This is a genomic window from Micromonospora sp. WMMD558 (genome assembly GCF_049315255.1).
Classification (GTDB): domain Bacteria; phylum Actinomycetota; class Actinomycetes; order Mycobacteriales; family Micromonosporaceae; genus Micromonospora.
Map to the genome: position 1 here is coordinate 2,480,956 of NZ_CP186061.1, position 14,388 is coordinate 2,495,343.

The window sequence follows — 14,388 nt, forward strand, 5'->3', positions numbered from 1 at the left end:
CCGGAGGTGATGTGGCCGACCTGCGTGGACGCGTCCGGGCCGGCGGGGGAGAACCGCCGGTTAGAGTGACGGACGTGACGACGCTGCCCGACCGCCGGCTCCTGCTGGTCCACGCGCACCCCGACGACGAAGCCATCGGCACCGGCTCGACGATGGCGCACTACGCCGCCGCCGGCGCCCACGTCACGCTGGTGACCTGCACGCTCGGCGAGGAGGGCGAGATCCACGTGCCGGCGCTGGCGCAGCTCGCCGCGGCCGAGGCGGACCAGCTCGGCGGCTACCGGATCGGGGAGCTGGCGGCGGCCTGCCGCGCGCTCGGCGTCACCGACCACCGGTTTCTCGGTGGCGCCGGCCGCTACCGGGACTCCGGCATGATGGGCCTCGCCACGAACGAGCACCCGCGCGCCTTCTGGCAGGCCGACCTCGACGAGGCCGCCGGGCACCTGGTCGAGATCATGCGCGAGATCCGGCCGCAGGTGATGATCACGTACGACGGGAACGGCTTCTACGGTCACCCGGACCACATCCAGGCGCACCGGGTGGCGATGCGCGCCGCCGAGCTGGCCGGCGCCGAGGGCTTCGGCCCCGCGAAGATCTACTGGACGGCGATGCCGCAGAGCGTGCTGGAGGCCGGGATGGCCCACTTCGCCGGCTCGTCGGACAACCCGTTCGTGGGTATCGAGGAGGCCACCGAGCTGCCCTTCTGCACCCCCGACGCGCAGATCGCCGCCCGGATCGACGCGACCGACCAGCACGCCGCCAAGGAGGCGGCGATGCGGGCGCACGCCACCCAGATCCCGGACGACTCCTGGCTGTACTCGATCGCCGGCAACTTCGGCAGCGAGTTCATGGGGGTGGAGTACTACACCCTCGCGGTCGGCGAGAAGGGCCCGGGCTCCGGCCGGTACGGCTGGGAGGACGACCTGTTCGCCGGGCTCGCGGTCGTCGACGGCCCGGACCGGTCACCGGTCGGCGCGGCCGGTTCCCGGTGACCCTCCCCGCCGCGCCGATGTCGGTCGTGCCCGACGAGGGCGTGCCACCGCCGCCCGAGCGCTCCGGCCGGGCCGTCGATTTCGTCCTGCGGGTCGCCGGCGGCCTGCTCTCCGTGGTCGGCGGGGTGGTGAGCGCGGTGCTGGAGCTGCTGCTCGCCCCGGTCCGGGTCGGCGGGTACCTGATCGGCGTGGCGGTGCTGGTGGCGATCGGCGCGAACGTGGCGCTGAGCTGGTTCGCCCACGCCACGGTGGCGCGCCGGTGGGCGGTGGCACTGCCGGCGGTGCCGTGGTTCGCCATCGTCGCGGTCGCCGGTATCCGCACCGCCGAGGGCGACGTGCTGCTCACCGGGACATGGGTGGACCTGCTGCTCGTCGTGGCCGGCGCGATGACGTTCGCCGTGCTGGGCTTCCGGCAGGTCCTCGCGGTCCCGCCCACCCGCCCCGGGGCCTGACGGCGCACAGCTTCCGGTGGTAGACATTCCTGCCAGGAAGGCCCGCCGGAGGGCGGCGGGCGGTACGGCGGGAGGCGTGCGATGAGTCAGCGGTGGCGCGCGGTCGGGATACTCGCGGGTGCGCTGTTCGTGGTCAACGTGGTCGCCCGGCTGATCATCCGGTTCGGCTTCGACGCGGACGACACCGCGGCCGCCGACCGGATGTCGCTCGGGATGTTCGTGGTGATCGGGCTGGTCCTGGCGGCGGTCACCTTCGTCTGGGCCCGGCGCCGGCCGGCCGCCCGGTGGGGCTCGGACGTGGCCGCCGCGGTGGGCGTCGCGCTGGCGCTGACCGTGCTGGTGGGCCCCCTGCTGGTCGGTGAGAATCCGTTCGGCGGCGGCGCGGGCACCTTCTTCGCGCAGATCTGGCTCTACCTGGCGGCGACCGGCGTCGGCGTGCTCCTGGGCTACCTGCTGGCCGTCGCGCTCGGCCTCGACCACCGGTCGCAGACGCTCAAGCGGTACGCCGAGACGAAGGCCGCGAAGCCCCGCAGGCCGGTCCGCCGCTGACGGGCGCCGTCGACCCGGCACGCGGCGTCCCGGACTGTCACGCCCCGTGCTCACCCCGGGGTGCCGCGGGCCGACGTCAGCCGGGGGCGACCCGGGTCAGGTAGGTGTGGTGGGTGGTGAAGCCCAACGTGCGGTAGAGGGCGACCGCCCCCGTGTTGCGTTGCTCGACCTGGAGGAAGGCGTCGGTGGCGCCGGCCGCCGCACCCCAGCCGGCCAGGGCGTGGATCATACGCCGGGCCAGCCCCTGCCGGCGGGCCTCGGGCAGCACCTCGATCAGGCTCAGACCGAGCCACCGACCCGCACCGGTGACGGTGCCCCGGCCGACGGCGACCAGCCGGTTGCCCGCGTACACCTCGGCGAAGCGGACCTGGTCCACGGCGGTGAGCACGTGGCGGGCGGCGTCCGGCAGGCCGCCCTTGCGGCCGGCGGCGATCGCCAGCCACTCCTCGGACGGCGCGGTCGCCAGCTCGACCGGCGGTGACCCGGCCGGCTCGGGTGCGGCCGGGGGCAGGGCGGCCAGCGGCACGGTCTGCACGAGCACCGGCGGGCGGCTGGTCCAGCCCCGCGCGTCGAGTTCGGCGCCGACCGGCGCCGCGAGCGGGAGCGGCGTGTTGACCAGCGCCGGCTGGCCGAGGCCGGCGTACCAGCGTTCCACCGCGTCGAGCGCGGCGGGCAGCGGCCGGTCCGGGTCGCCGACGGGCAGCGCCGAGTTGGCCCGGCCGGTCCAGCCGTCGGCGCTGCGCAGCAGCCAGTCACCGAGGCGGGCCCGGGTCGGCGCCGGCCACGCCTCGTCGGCGGCGAGTTCCAGCGCGGCCACCGCGGCGGCCGTCGGCCGGCGGGCCGGCGGGACCCGCTTCGCCCGGTGCACCTCGGCCACCGGGACCTCGATCCGGCCCTGGGTGGTGGCGATAGTGAGATGGGTCTCGCTCAGTTCGACCAGCTCGCCGAGCGCGTCGGAGAAGAGGGGTCTGCCTTCGCGAATCCCCACAATGCGGCGGACCACGATGCGGTGTCCCACGTCCTGCTGTCGGAGCACGATCGACCTCCTCCCCGCCGAGATACTAGGCTCTTACCGTCGCGGGTGATCGCGGCGCGTCTTGCGGAGGAGAAGATCGGTGACCTACATCATCGCCGAGCCGTGCGTGGATGTGCTCGACAAGGCATGCATCGAGGAGTGCCCGGTCGACTGCATTTACGAGGGCAACCGGATGCTCTACATCCACCCCGACGAGTGCGTCGACTGTGGTGCCTGTGAGCCCGTCTGCCCGGTCGAGGCGATCTTCTACGAGGACGACGTCCCCGAGCAGTGGAAGGACTACACTGCGGCCAACTACGAGTTCTTCGAGGACCTGGGCTCGCCCGGTGGTGCCTCGAAGATCGGCAAGGTGGAGAAGGACGCGACCTTCGTCGCCGCCCAGCCGCCGCGCGGAGAGGGCCACTGAACCGGCCCGCGCCGGTCTCGGCTCGGCTGCCCGAGTTCACCTGGGACACCCTGGACGCCGCGGCCGCGCTGGCCGCGGCGCACCCGGAGGGCCTGATCAACCTCTCGATGGGCACGCCGGTCGACCCGGTGCCGCCGGTGATCCGGCAGGCGCTGGCCGACGCGTCGGACGCCCCCGGCTACCCGCTGACCGCCGGCACGCCGGTGCTGCGTGACGCGATCGCCGCCTGGGTCGCGCGGGCGTGTGGGGCCGGGGTGAACGGGCTCGGCGTCCTGCCGACGGTCGGTTCGAAGGAGCTGGTCGCCTGGCTGCCGACGCTGCTCGGGATCGGGCCGGACGACGTCGTCGTGGTGCCGTCGGTCGCGTACCCGACCTACGAGGACGGCGCCCGGCTGGCCGGCGCCACCGTCGTCCGCGCCGACTCGCTGACCGCGGTCGGCCCGACGCCGCGGGTGCGCCTGGTCTGGGTGAACTCGCCCGGCAACCCGACCGGCCGGGTGCTGCCCGCGGCCCACCTGCGCAAGGTGGTCGACTGGGCCCGGGAGCGCGGCGCGGTCGTCGCCAGCGACGAGTGCTATCTGCCGCTCGGCTGGGACGCCGAGCCGGTCTCGGTGCTGTCGCCGGAGGTCTGTGGTGGCTCGTACGAGGGCGTGCTCGCCGTGCACTCGCTGTCGAAGCGTTCCAACCTCGCCGGCTACCGGGCCGGCTTCGTGGCGGGTGACCCGGCGCTCGTCGCCGAGCTGCTGAAGGTGCGCAAGCACGCCGGCATGATCGTGCCCGCCCCGGTGCAGGCCGCCATGGTGGCCGCCTTGGACGACGAATGGCACGCCGAGGAGCAGCGCGAACGCTACCGGGCCCGGCGCGTGGCGCTGCACGCCGCGTTCACCGGCGCCGGGTTCACCGTCGAGCACTCGGAGGCCGGCCTCTACCTGTGGCTGACCCGGGACGAGGACTGCTGGGAGACCGTCGACTGGCTGGCCCGGCGCGGCATCCTGGTCGCGGCCGGCGTCTTCTACGGTCCGGCCGGTGCCCGGCATGTGCGCGTGGCGCTGACCGAGTCCGACGAGCACGTCGCGGCGGTCGCCGGCCGACTGGCCGCCTGAGCGGGCGATGACGGGCGACGGGACCACCGGCCCGGGCCGTCCGGGGGCCGGCGGGGGGTACGCGGGCGTCCGCGCCGCCGTCGTCGGCACCGGCCTGATCGGCGGGTCCGTCCTGCTGCGGCTCCGCGACGCGGGGCTGGACGTCGCCGGGTGGGACCCGGACCCGGCCACGCGGGAGCACGCGCGCCGGCAGGGGGTGACGGCCGCCGAGACCGTCGAGGAGGCGGTCGCCGGCCGGGACGTCGTGTTCCTGTGCGGGCCGTTGCCGACCCTGCCGGCCACCCTGCCGTTGGTGGCCGGGGCGAGCCCGCCCGGTTGCGTCCTCACCGACGTGGGCAGCACCAAGGCCGAGGTGGCCGAGGCGGCCGCCCGGCACGGTCTGCTCGACCGGTTCGTGCCCGGCCACCCGATGGCCGGCGCCGAGTCGGCCGGGCTGACCGCCGCCGCGCCGACGCTGCTCGACGGCGCCGCGTGGGTGCTCTGCCCGGGGCCGGCGGCCGGGCCGTTCCGCTGGCTGACCGGGCTGCTGCTGGACGTGTTCCGGGCCCGGGTGGTGCCGATGGCCGCCGACGCGCACGACAGCGCCGCCGCCCTCGCCTCGCACGTCCCGCACCTGCTCGCCGGCGCGCTGGCCGGTGCGGTCCGCCGGGCGACGCTGCGGGACGCGGTCCTCGCGCTGGCCGCCGGCAGCTTCCGTGACGGCACCCGGGTCGCCGGCACCCCGGCCGCCCGTACCGCCAACATGCTGCTCGGCAACCGGGAGCGGGTGCTGCGCGAGCTGGCCGGGGTGACCGCGTACCTGGACGAGCTGGCCGACGCGCTGCGGTCCGGCGACGCGGAGCGGCTGACCGTGCTGCACGCCGAGGCGGGCGCCACGCGCGAGCTGCTGTCCGGTCGCGGGTACGCCACCCGGGTCCGGGACTTTCCCGCCGGCGGTGACCATGTCGACGAGGTCGCCTGGCTGCGGGAGCTGGGCGCCGCCGGCGGCCACCTGGGCGGCTGCCACGTCCGGGGCGACCGGGTCAGCTACACCGCCCACGTCCCGGATCCGTCGGCGCGGCCGCGTGGGGCCGACTGATCTCGCCACCCGGCGGGACGCCGATAGGGTGAGGGCATGGTGAACGGGCCGGTGGTGGCGGCGCGGGTCGTCCCCCTCGACGAGTTGGTGGCGCGCGCCCACGCGCTCGCCGACGCCGGCCCGCGCCAGTTGCTCGGCATCGCCGGCGCTCCCGGTGCCGGCAAGTCGACCCTGGCCGAGCAGATCGTCGCCGCGGTGGGACCGGTCGCCCGGCTGGTCCCGATGGACGGCTTCCATTTGGCGCAGGCCGAGCTGGTCCGGCTGGGCCGAACCGCGCGCAAGGGCGCCGTGGACACCTTCGACGCCAACGGGTACGTCTCGCTGCTGCGCCGCCTGCGCCGGCTCGAACCCACCGCGGTGTACGCGCCGGTCTTCCGGCGGGACCTGGAGGAGCCGGTGGCCGGGGCGATCGAGGTGCCGCCGGAGGTCCGGCTGGTGGTCACCGAGGGCAACTACCTGCTGCTGCCGGAGTGGCCGTGGGAGGAGATCCGGCCGCTGCTGCACGAGGCGTGGTTCCTGGACCTCGACGCGGAGCTGCGGCTGCGCCGGCTCACCGCCCGGCACGAGGCGTACGGGCGGTCGCCCGAGGAGGCCCGGGTCTGGGCGTACGGCAGCGACGAGGCCAACGCCGCGCTGGTGGCCGCGACGGCGGACCGGGCCGACCTGGTGGTACGCCTCACCGAGCCGCCGCCCCCGTGACCGCCACACGGTCAGGCGAGTTCGCGCACCACCCGGGCCGGGTTCCCGAGGGCGACGACGTTCGGCGGTAGGTCCCTGGTGACCACGGCACCGGCACCCACCACCGTGTTCTCCCCGATGGTGACTCCGGCGAGGACGATCACCCCGCCGCCGAGCCACACGTTGTCGCCGATGGTGATGGGCTTCGCCGCCTCCCACTTGGCGCGCCGGGGCTCCGGTTCGACCGGGTGGGTCGGGGTGAGCAACTGCACGTTCGGCCCGATCTGGACGTCGGCGCCGATGGTGATCGGCGCGACGTCGAGGAGGACCGCGTTGAAGTTGACGAAGCTGCGCGGGCCGATGGTGATGCGGGTCCCGTAGTCGACGTACAGCGGTGGCCGGACCCAGGTGTCCTCGCCGAGCCCGCCGAGCAGGTCCCGCAGCGCGGCGAGCCGACCCGCCGGGTCGCTCGCCGGGCTGCTGTTGAACCGTTCCATCAACCGGGCGGCCCGGTCCAGGTCGGCGAGGATCTCCGGCTCGTCGGCGAGGTACGGCTCGCCGGCGAGCATGCGGTCCTTCATCGAGGTCACGGACGACCGGCTCAGTCGTTGGCGTGCAGGGCGGCGTTCAGCTCGATGCCTTTGCCGGTGCGCGGCTTCGCCTCCAGGCCGCCGGTGACCGAGTTGCGCCAGAAGAGCAGCCCGTCCACGCCGGACAGCTCACGGGCCTTGACCACCCGGCCGTCCGGCAGGCTGATCTTGGAGGCGGCGGTGACGTAGCAGCCGGCCTCCACCACGCAGTCGTCGCCGAGCGTGATGCCGACGCCCGCGTTGGCGCCGACCAGGCTGCGCTCGCCGATGCGGATCTTCTCGGTGCCACCGCCGGAGAGGGTGCCCATGATCGAGGCGCCGCCGCCGATGTCGGAGCCGTCGCCGACCACCACGCCCTGCACGATCCGGCCCTCGACCATCGACGTGCCGAGGGTGCCCGCGTTGAAGTTCACGAAGCCCTCGTGCATCACGGTCGTGCCGGGCGCGAGGTGGGCGCCCAGCCGGACCCGGTCGGCGTCCGCGATCCGCACGCCGGAGGGTACGACGTAGTCGGTCATCCGGGGGAACTTGTCCACCCCGTACACCGCCAGGTGGCGGCCGGCGGCCCGCTCGATCACCCGCAGCTCGTCGACCCGCTCCGGCGGGCAGGGCCCGGCCGAGGTCCACGCCACGTTGGCGAGCTTGCCGAAGACGCCGTCGAGGTTGAGCTCGTTGGGCCGGACCAGGCGGTGGGAGAGCAGGTGCAGCCGCAGGTACGCGTCCGCGGCGTCCTTGATCGGGTCGTCCAGCGAGCCGATCACCGTGACCACCTGGACGGTGCGCAGGCCCGGCAGCGCCCGGTCGCCGATCGCGCCCGGGGGGAGGTCGAGGACGTCCGCCTCGTCCTCGCCGGGGACCAGCGGCAGCTCACCGAGCCCCAGCTTGCCGGTCGGGTACCAGGTGTCGAGCACCTGATCGTCAGCGGTCACGGTGGCCAGGCCGATGCCCCAGGCAGACTCTGCGCTACTCACGACCTTGAAGGTACCGTGCGGAACATGGAGAACCCGCTGACCCCCGAGGTCCTGGCTGATCCGGTGGCGTTGACCCGCGCACTGGTCGACATAGAGTCCGTCTCCCTCAACGAGAAGGCGATCGCCGACTGCGTCGAGGAGGTGCTGCGCCGGGTGCCGCACCTGACGACCTACCGGCACGGCAACACGGTCATGGCCCGCACCGACCTGGGCCGCGCCCAGCGGGTGGTGCTCGCCGGGCACCTCGACACGGTTCCCCTGAACAACAACTTCCCGTCCATGATGCGCGGCGACCTGATGTACGGGTGCGGCACCTCCGACATGAAGTCCGGCGTGGCGTACGCCCTGCACCTGGCGGTGACGCTGGCCGAGCCGCGGTACGACGTGACGTACTTCTTCTACGAGGCGGAGGAGATCGAGTCGAAGTACAACGGTCTCTTCCTCGTCGCCGAGGCGCACCCGGAGTGGCTGCAGGCCGACTTCGCGCTGCTGCTGGAGCCGACGTACGGGATCGTCGAGGCGGGCTGCCAGGGCACCACGCGGGCGATCGTCACCACGCACGGCGAGCGCGCCCACGCGGCCCGGTCCTGGCACGGGGTGAACGCGATCCACGGCGCGGGCGAGGTGCTGCGCCGGCTGACGGCGTACGAGGCGCGCCGGGTGACCCTCGACGGCTGCGACTACCGGGAGGGGCTGAACGCGGTCCGGATCGTGGGTGGCGTGGCCGGCAACGTCATCCCGGACCACTGCGAGATCGAGATCAACTACCGGTACGCGCCGGATCGTGACCCGGCGGCCGCCGAGGCGCACCTGCGCGAGGTCTTCCACGGCTTCGACCTCGAGGTGACCGACGCGGCGGCGGGGGCGCTCCCGGGCCTGGACGCACCGCCGGCGCAGGAGTTCCTGGCGGCGGTGGGCGCCGCGCCGATCGGCAAGCTGGGCTGGACGGACGTGGCCCGGTTCGCCGCGATGGGCATCCCGGCGCTGAACTTCGGCCCCGGCGACCCGAACCTGGCCCATCACAAGGACGAGCACGTCGAGGTCGGCAAGATCCGCGAGGGCGCGGCCACCCTGCACCGCTGGCTCGCCGCCGCCTGATCCACCGCGCCCCGCCGGCCGGGAAGCCACCCCCCGGGGACCCTCCCGGCCGGCGGCGGTGCGTGCGGCTCAGGCCGTCCGGGTCAGGGCGGACCCGCCGGCCGTGGTCTCCGCCGGATCGCCGGCCGGCTCCGTGGCCGGTGGCTCCATCAGGCGGGCGCGGCGGCGCTCGGCCACCACGTCCCGGATCCGCCGCTGCATCTGACGGCGGATCCGCATCCTCTCGTTGTTGGTGATCACGCTGGCTCCTCCCCCGAAGGCGCGCGCCGGGGCATACCCGGTATGTGAATAGTAAGACGTACGGGCGACCGAAATAGTTGCCCGTGATCGCGACGAATTTCCGGCCTGCTCGGGCCAGCACGTCCGACGGGTGGGACTCCACTACGGTTGCTCCCATGAGCGAGAGCAACGGGCGGGCGGCGGAGGGCGAGCCGCGGCGGGAGCGGCACCGGGGCGCCGTCACCCTGCGCCGCGCGGCGATCACCGACAGCACCGCCGACCAGCGGCTGCTCGACTCGCGGCAGCGCAGCGACTGGAAGACGCGGGACGCGTGGCGGGCGCTGCGGATCCTCTCCGAGTTCGTCGAGGGGTTCGACACCCTCTCCGACCTGCCGCCGGCGGTCAGCGTCTTCGGCTCCGCCCGCAGCCTCCCGGACAGCCCCGAGTGCCGGCTGGCCGAGGCGCTGGGCGGCCAGCTGGCCCGGGCCGGCTACGCGGTCATCACCGGCGGCGGCCCGGGCGTGATGGAGGCCACCAACCGGGGCGCCAGCGAGGCCGGCGGGCTCTCCGTCGGGCTCGGCATCGAACTCCCCTTCGAGCAGGGCATCAACGACTGGGTCGACCTCGCCATCGACTTCCGCTACTTCTTCGCCCGCAAGACCATGTTCGTCAAGTACGCCCAGGCGTTCGTGGTCCTCCCCGGTGGCTTCGGCACCATGGACGAGCTGTTCGAGGCGCTCACCCTGGTGCAGACCGGCAAGGTGACCCGCTTCCCGGTGGTGCTGATGGGCACCCGCTACTGGGGCGGGCTGATGGACTGGCTGCGCGACACCATGGCCGCCGAAGGCAAGATCGGGCCGGTCGACCTCGACCTGATCTGCCTCACCGACGACGTGAACGACGCGGTCCGCCACATCGTGGAGGCGGAGGCCGTGCTCTCCGCCGAGCAGGACGCGGTCCGCGAGGAGGCGGTCGCCCGCACCGCGGCGGACCAACGGATCGCCGCCGACGAGGGCCGCCGGGACTGACCGTGGCGGCCATCTGTGTGTTCTGCGCGTCCTCCCGTACCCTCGACCGGCGCTGGCTCGACCTGGCGGCGGAGACCGGCGCGGAGATCGCCCGGCGGGGCCACACGCTGGTGAGCGGCGGCGGCTGCGTCGGGATGATGGGCTCCGTGGCGGACGGGGCGCGGGCCGCGGGCGGGCGGACGCTGGGGATCATCCCGCAGGCCCTGGTCGACCTCGAGGTCGCCGACCTCGCCTCCGACGAGCTGCTGGTCACCGAGTCGATGGCCGACCGCAAGACGCTCATGCTCGACAAGTCGGACGCCTTCCTCACCCTGCCGGGCGGCCTCGGCACGCTGGACGAGCTGTTCGAGGTCTGGACCACGGCCACGCTGGCCCTGCACGCCAAGCCGATGGTCCTGGTCGACACCGACGGCTTCTACCGCCCCCTGCTCGACTGGCTGGGTGGCCTCGCCGACCAGACCTTCCTGAAGCCGGCGGGCCTGGCCCTGCTCACCGTGGTCGACACCGTCCCCGCCGCTCTCGACGCCATCGAGGCCGGCCTCACCGGACCGCCCGGCCTGCCGGCCTGACCGGGCGATCCCTGCCGGCCGGACGCCGCTGCCCGTTCAGGCCGGGGCACGCGGGACGGATCCCGGGCGGCGTGGCGGGGCAGGGGTCGCGTGCCGTGTCGGAGGCGTCTGGTGGGATGAGGGAATGCAGGCGTACCGGCTGGTGCGCCGGCCCGCCGACGCGGCCGTCCGCCGGTCCGGCGGGCCGGCGGAGAGGGGCACGCGGGTCGTGGACCCGCGGCAGGCGGAGGTGGTCGGGCACACCGACGGGCCGATGCTCGTGCTCGGTGGCCCGGGCACCGGCAAGACCGCCGCCCTCGTCGAGGCGGTCGCCGCCCGGGTGGCCGAGGGGGTCGATCCCGAGCAGGTCCTCGTCCTCACGTTCGGCCGCCGGCAGGCCACCGCCCTACGGCAGCGGATCGAGGCGCGCGTCGCCGGCGACGGGCACCGGGTGCTGCGGGAACCGCTGGTGCGTACCTTCCCCGCGTACGCCTTCGGGCTGCTGCGGCGCGCCGCCGCCGAGCGCGGCGAACCGTCGCCACGCCTGCTCACCGGCCCCGAGCAGGATCTGATCATCCGGGAGCTGCTCGACCTGGTCGGCGAGGAGCCGGGCGACGACCCGGTGGGCTGGCCGGAGGACCTGCGGCCGGCGCTGCGGACCCGCGCCTTCGCCGCGCAGCTGCGGGACCTGCTGATGCGTGCCGGCGAGCGCGGCGTCGGCCCGGTCGAGCTGGCCCGGCTGGGCGAGAAGTTCGGCCGCGCCGACTGGCCGGCCGCCGCGCGCTTCCTCCGGGAGTACGTGGCGGTGCTCGCGCTGCGCGACGTGAGCAACCGCGGTTCGATCGCGTACGACCCCGCCGAGCTGGTCCGGGCCGCCACCGGCATGCTGCTCGACGACCCCGACCTGCTGGCGGCCGAGCGGCGCCGGCTGGCGTACGTCTACGTCGACGAGTACGCCGACACCGACCCCGCCCAGCAGGACCTGCTGGCGACCGTGGCCGGCGGCGGCAAGACCCTCGTCGCCTTCGCCGACCCCGACTCGTCCACGTACGCCTTCCGGGGCGCCGACCCGACCGGCGTGACCACCTTCCCGCACCGGTTCCGCACCGCCTCCGGGGCGCCCGCCGCCCAGGTCGTGCTGACCACCTCGTACCGCGCCGGTCCCCGGCTGCTGGCGGCGAGCGCCCGGCTGGCCCGCCGGCTGCGGGGTCCGGCGGCGCACCGGCGGCTGCGCCCGCTGCCCGACGCGGCCCCCGGCACGATGGAGGTCCGCACCTTCCGCTCGGCCACCAGCGAGGCGGCGTGGCTGGCGCACGCCCTGCGCGAGGCCCACCTGCTCGGCGGAGTGCCGTGGTCGGAGATGGCGGTGCTGGTGCGGTCCACCGCCCGGCAGCTGCCGTCGCTGCGCCGCGCCCTGCACGCCGCCGGCGTGCCGACCGTGGTCCACGGCGAGGACCTGCCGCTGCACCTGCAACCGGCGGTCGCCCCGCTGCTGCTCCTGCTGCGGTGCGCGCTGGAGCCGGAGCGGCTCGACGAGGAGGCGGCCGTCGCCCTGCTGCACTCGCCGCTGGGCGGGGCCGACCCGCTCGCCGAGCGCCGGCTGCGGCAGGGGCTCCGGGTCATGGCGCTCGCCGCGGGTGACCGCCGCCCGTCCGGGGAGCTGATCGTCGAGGCGCTGCGCGACCCGGCGGAGCTGGCCGGGATCGACCGCCGGTGGGCGGAGCCCGCGCAGACCGTCGCCGGCCTGCTGGCGGTCGCCCGGGAGACGGCCGCCCGGCCGGGCGCCACCGCCGAGGACGTGCTGTGGGCGGTCTGGCGGGCCAGCGGGCTGGCCGAGCTGTGGTCGGCGGCACTGGCCCGGACCCCGGCGACGGCGGGGGAGGGGGACGTCGCCCGCCGCCGGCGCGCCGAGGCGGCCGACCGGGACCTGGACGCGGTGATGGTGCTGTTCGACGCCGCCGCCCGCTTCACCGACCGGCTGCCCGGCGCGCGGACCGAGGTCTTCCTCGACCACGTGCTCGGGCAGGACCTGCCGGCGGACACCCTCGCACCGACCGCCGACCGCGGTGACGCGGTCCGGTTGCTCACCGCGCACGCCGCCAAGGGCCTGGAGTGGGACCTGGTCGCCGTCGCCGGCGTGCAGGAGGGCGTCTGGCCCGACCTGCGGCTGCGGGGCAGCCTGCTCGGCTCCGAGCGCCTCGTCGACGTGCTCGCCGGCCGCTCGGCCGGCGACGGCCGGCTCGCCACGGTGATCGGCCAGACCTCGGCACTGCTGGACGAGGAGCGGCGCCTGTTCCACGTAGCGGTGACGCGGGCGCGGCGTTCCCTGCTGGTCAGCGCCGTCGCCTCGGCGGCCGTGGGCGGGGACGACCACGAGGAGCAGCCCAGCCGCTTCCTCTACGAGCTCGGCCCCACCGACCCGCCCACCGGCGGCGGTGGCGACCCGCCCACCGGCCCGTCGCCGTCCGACCCCGAGCCGGACGCCGATGCGGCGGTGCCGGCCGGGGACGGCGACCCGGAACCCCACCGGGTGACCACGCTGCCGGTGAGCCGGCCGCCCCGGGCGCTGACCCTGGCGTCGCTGGTGGCCGAACTCCGTACCGCCGCCACCGACCCGGCCGCGCCGCCCGCCCGGCGGCACGCGGCGGCTGCCGAGCTGGCCCGCCTGGCCGCCGCCGGGGTCTCCGGCGCGCACCCGGACGACTGGTGGGGGCTGCGCCCCCTCTCCGACGACCGGCCGCTGGTCGACGAGGGCGAGCCGGTCCGGGTCACCCCGTCGGCGATGGAGAGCGCCCTGCGGTGCAGCCTGCGCTGGCTGCTGGAACGGCACGGCGGCAGCGCGCCGGCCGGCACCGCCCAGGGTGTCGGCAACCTGGTGCACGCCGCGGCGATGCTCGCCGAGGACGCCAGTGCGGACCGGGGCGCCCTGCTCGACTACGTCGCCGCCCGCTTCGACGCGATCGAGCTGGCCGCCCGCTGGATGGCCGGGCCGGAGCGGGCCCGCGCCGAGGCGATGGTCGACAAGCTGCTGCGCTGGCTGGCCGCCAACCCGCGCCGGCTGCTCGCCATCGAGCACGAGTTCGCGGTCCGGCTCGACGACCCGCGTCGGCCGGTCGAGCTGGTCGGCCGGGTGGACCGGCTGGAGGTCGACGCGGACGGCCGGCTCGTGGTCGTCGACCTGAAGACCGGCAAGTCGACCGCGGTCACCGCGGCGGACCTCGCGGAGCACCCGCAGCTCGGCGCGTACCAGGCGGCGGTCGAGTCGGGGGCGTTCGGCGAGTACGGGGACGAGTCCGGGGGCGCCGCCCTGGTGCAGCTCGGCACCGGCGCGAAGGACGCGAAGGAGCAGTCCCAGCCGCCAGCCGGCGAGGGGCCGGAGGCGGGCTGGGCGACCGCCCTGGTCCGGCGCACCGCCGATACGATGGCCGCCGCCACCTTCGCCGCGGTCGCCAACTCGAAGTGCCGGGTCTGCCCGGTACGCACGAGCTGCCCGGTGTCCGGGCAGGGGCGCCAGGTCGTCGAACCGCCGACCGTCATCCCCCGGCCGGAGACCCGTGAGCGCGAGGAGTGAGCGTGCCAGCGCTGCCGCCGGAACGAGAACAGGTGAGTGAGGGCGAGGAGTGAGCGTGCCAGCCCCGCA

15 protein-coding genes are annotated in these 14,388 nt (G+C 75.3%); 11 read left to right on the top strand and 4 right to left on the bottom strand.

All coding sequences use genetic code 11. From position 1 onward, the window contains the following. The first annotated feature begins 65 nt into the window (after positions 1 to 65). The 3 genes from mshB to ACN26Y_RS12130 all read left to right on the top strand — a co-directional run bounded on the left by mshB (position 66) and on the right by ACN26Y_RS12130 (position 1,993). The gene (gene mshB / locus ACN26Y_RS12120; protein WP_422734731.1) at positions 66 to 992 is read left to right on the top strand and encodes an N-acetyl-1-D-myo-inositol-2-amino-2-deoxy-alpha-D-glucopyranoside deacetylase; all 927 of its coding nucleotides are present in this window, start codon (positions 66 to 68) and stop codon (positions 990 to 992) included. A gap of 17 nt (positions 993 to 1,009) precedes the next feature. After that, positions 1,010 to 1,444, top strand: coding sequence for a hypothetical protein (locus ACN26Y_RS12125; protein WP_422734920.1), 435 nt, complete (start codon positions 1,010 to 1,012; stop codon positions 1,442 to 1,444). Positions 1,445 to 1,525: 81 nt separating this feature from the next. Then, positions 1,526 to 1,993, top strand: a complete 468-nt coding sequence (locus ACN26Y_RS12130) for a hypothetical protein (RefSeq protein ID WP_422734732.1) — start codon at positions 1,526 to 1,528, stop codon at positions 1,991 to 1,993. A 76-nt stretch (positions 1,994 to 2,069) separates the two neighbouring features. Here the strand turns inward: ACN26Y_RS12130 and ACN26Y_RS12135 are convergent, their stop codons facing one another. Next, complete coding sequence (locus ACN26Y_RS12135; RefSeq protein ID WP_155330387.1) at positions 2,070 to 3,029, bottom strand: GNAT family N-acetyltransferase; 960 nt, start codon at positions 3,027 to 3,029, stop codon at positions 2,070 to 2,072. Positions 3,030 to 3,108: 79 nt separating this feature from the next. Here ACN26Y_RS12135 and fdxA point away from each other — a divergent pair, with 79 nt between their 5' ends. The 4 genes from fdxA to ACN26Y_RS12155 are packed head-to-tail and all read left to right on the top strand — an operon-like array spanning position 3,109 to position 6,315. Further along, on the top strand, positions 3,109 to 3,435 hold the full coding sequence (gene fdxA / locus ACN26Y_RS12140) for a ferredoxin (protein ID WP_088992046.1): 327 nt from the start codon (positions 3,109 to 3,111) through the stop codon (positions 3,433 to 3,435). Beyond that, the gene (gene dapC / locus ACN26Y_RS12145) at positions 3,432 to 4,538 is read left to right on the top strand and encodes a succinyldiaminopimelate transaminase (RefSeq protein WP_422734922.1); all 1,107 of its coding nucleotides are present in this window, start codon (positions 3,432 to 3,434) and stop codon (positions 4,536 to 4,538) included. Before fdxA ends, dapC begins: the two co-directional genes overlap by 4 nt. A 7-nt stretch (positions 4,539 to 4,545) precedes the next feature. After that, a complete protein-coding gene (locus ACN26Y_RS12150) occupies positions 4,546 to 5,616 on the top strand; it encodes a prephenate dehydrogenase (RefSeq protein ID WP_422734733.1) in 1,071 nt (356 codons plus the stop codon). 36 nt (positions 5,617 to 5,652) lie between these two features. After that, on the top strand, positions 5,653 to 6,315 hold the full coding sequence (locus tag ACN26Y_RS12155) for a nucleoside/nucleotide kinase family protein (RefSeq protein ID WP_422734734.1): 663 nt from the start codon (positions 5,653 to 5,655) through the stop codon (positions 6,313 to 6,315). Between the two features lie 11 nt (positions 6,316 to 6,326). On the opposite strand, the gene ACN26Y_RS12160 is transcribed toward ACN26Y_RS12155, so the two are convergent. Both ACN26Y_RS12160 and dapD read right to left on the bottom strand, forming a co-directional pair. Next, on the bottom strand, positions 6,327 to 6,884 hold the full coding sequence (locus ACN26Y_RS12160; RefSeq protein ID WP_422734735.1) for a sugar O-acetyltransferase: 558 nt from the start codon (positions 6,882 to 6,884) through the stop codon (positions 6,327 to 6,329). An 11-nt stretch (positions 6,885 to 6,895) separates the two neighbouring features. Continuing rightward, positions 6,896 to 7,855 carry a 2,3,4,5-tetrahydropyridine-2,6-dicarboxylate N-succinyltransferase gene (gene dapD / locus ACN26Y_RS12165; protein ID WP_155330391.1) on the bottom strand — a complete coding sequence of 320 codons (960 nt, stop codon included), beginning with the start codon at positions 7,853 to 7,855 and terminating at the stop codon, positions 6,896 to 6,898. 24 nt (positions 7,856 to 7,879) lie between these two features. On the opposite strand from dapD, the gene dapE reads away from it, so the two are divergent. Then, positions 7,880 to 8,953: a succinyl-diaminopimelate desuccinylase gene (gene dapE, locus ACN26Y_RS12170; protein WP_155330392.1), complete on the top strand. Its 1,074-nt coding sequence runs from the start codon at positions 7,880 to 7,882 to the stop codon at positions 8,951 to 8,953. 69 nt (positions 8,954 to 9,022) lie between these two features. Here dapE and ACN26Y_RS12175 read toward each other — a convergent pair whose 3' ends face one another. Next, positions 9,023 to 9,193, bottom strand: coding sequence for a hypothetical protein (locus tag ACN26Y_RS12175; protein ID WP_155330393.1), 171 nt, complete (start codon positions 9,191 to 9,193; stop codon positions 9,023 to 9,025). Between the two features lie 155 nt (positions 9,194 to 9,348). On the opposite strand from ACN26Y_RS12175, the gene ACN26Y_RS12180 reads away from it, so the two are divergent. From ACN26Y_RS12180 to ACN26Y_RS12190, 3 genes are all read left to right on the top strand, one after another. Then, positions 9,349 to 10,200, top strand: a complete 852-nt coding sequence (locus tag ACN26Y_RS12180) for a TIGR00730 family Rossman fold protein (RefSeq protein ID WP_155330394.1) — start codon at positions 9,349 to 9,351, stop codon at positions 10,198 to 10,200. A gap of 2 nt (positions 10,201 to 10,202) precedes the next feature. After that, a complete protein-coding gene (locus ACN26Y_RS12185; protein WP_422734736.1) occupies positions 10,203 to 10,769 on the top strand; it encodes a TIGR00730 family Rossman fold protein in 567 nt (188 codons plus the stop codon). A 124-nt stretch (positions 10,770 to 10,893) separates the two neighbouring features. After that, positions 10,894 to 14,319, top strand: a complete 3,426-nt coding sequence (locus tag ACN26Y_RS12190; protein ID WP_155330396.1) for an ATP-dependent helicase — start codon at positions 10,894 to 10,896, stop codon at positions 14,317 to 14,319. The last annotated feature ends 69 nt before the right edge of the window (positions 14,320 to 14,388 follow it).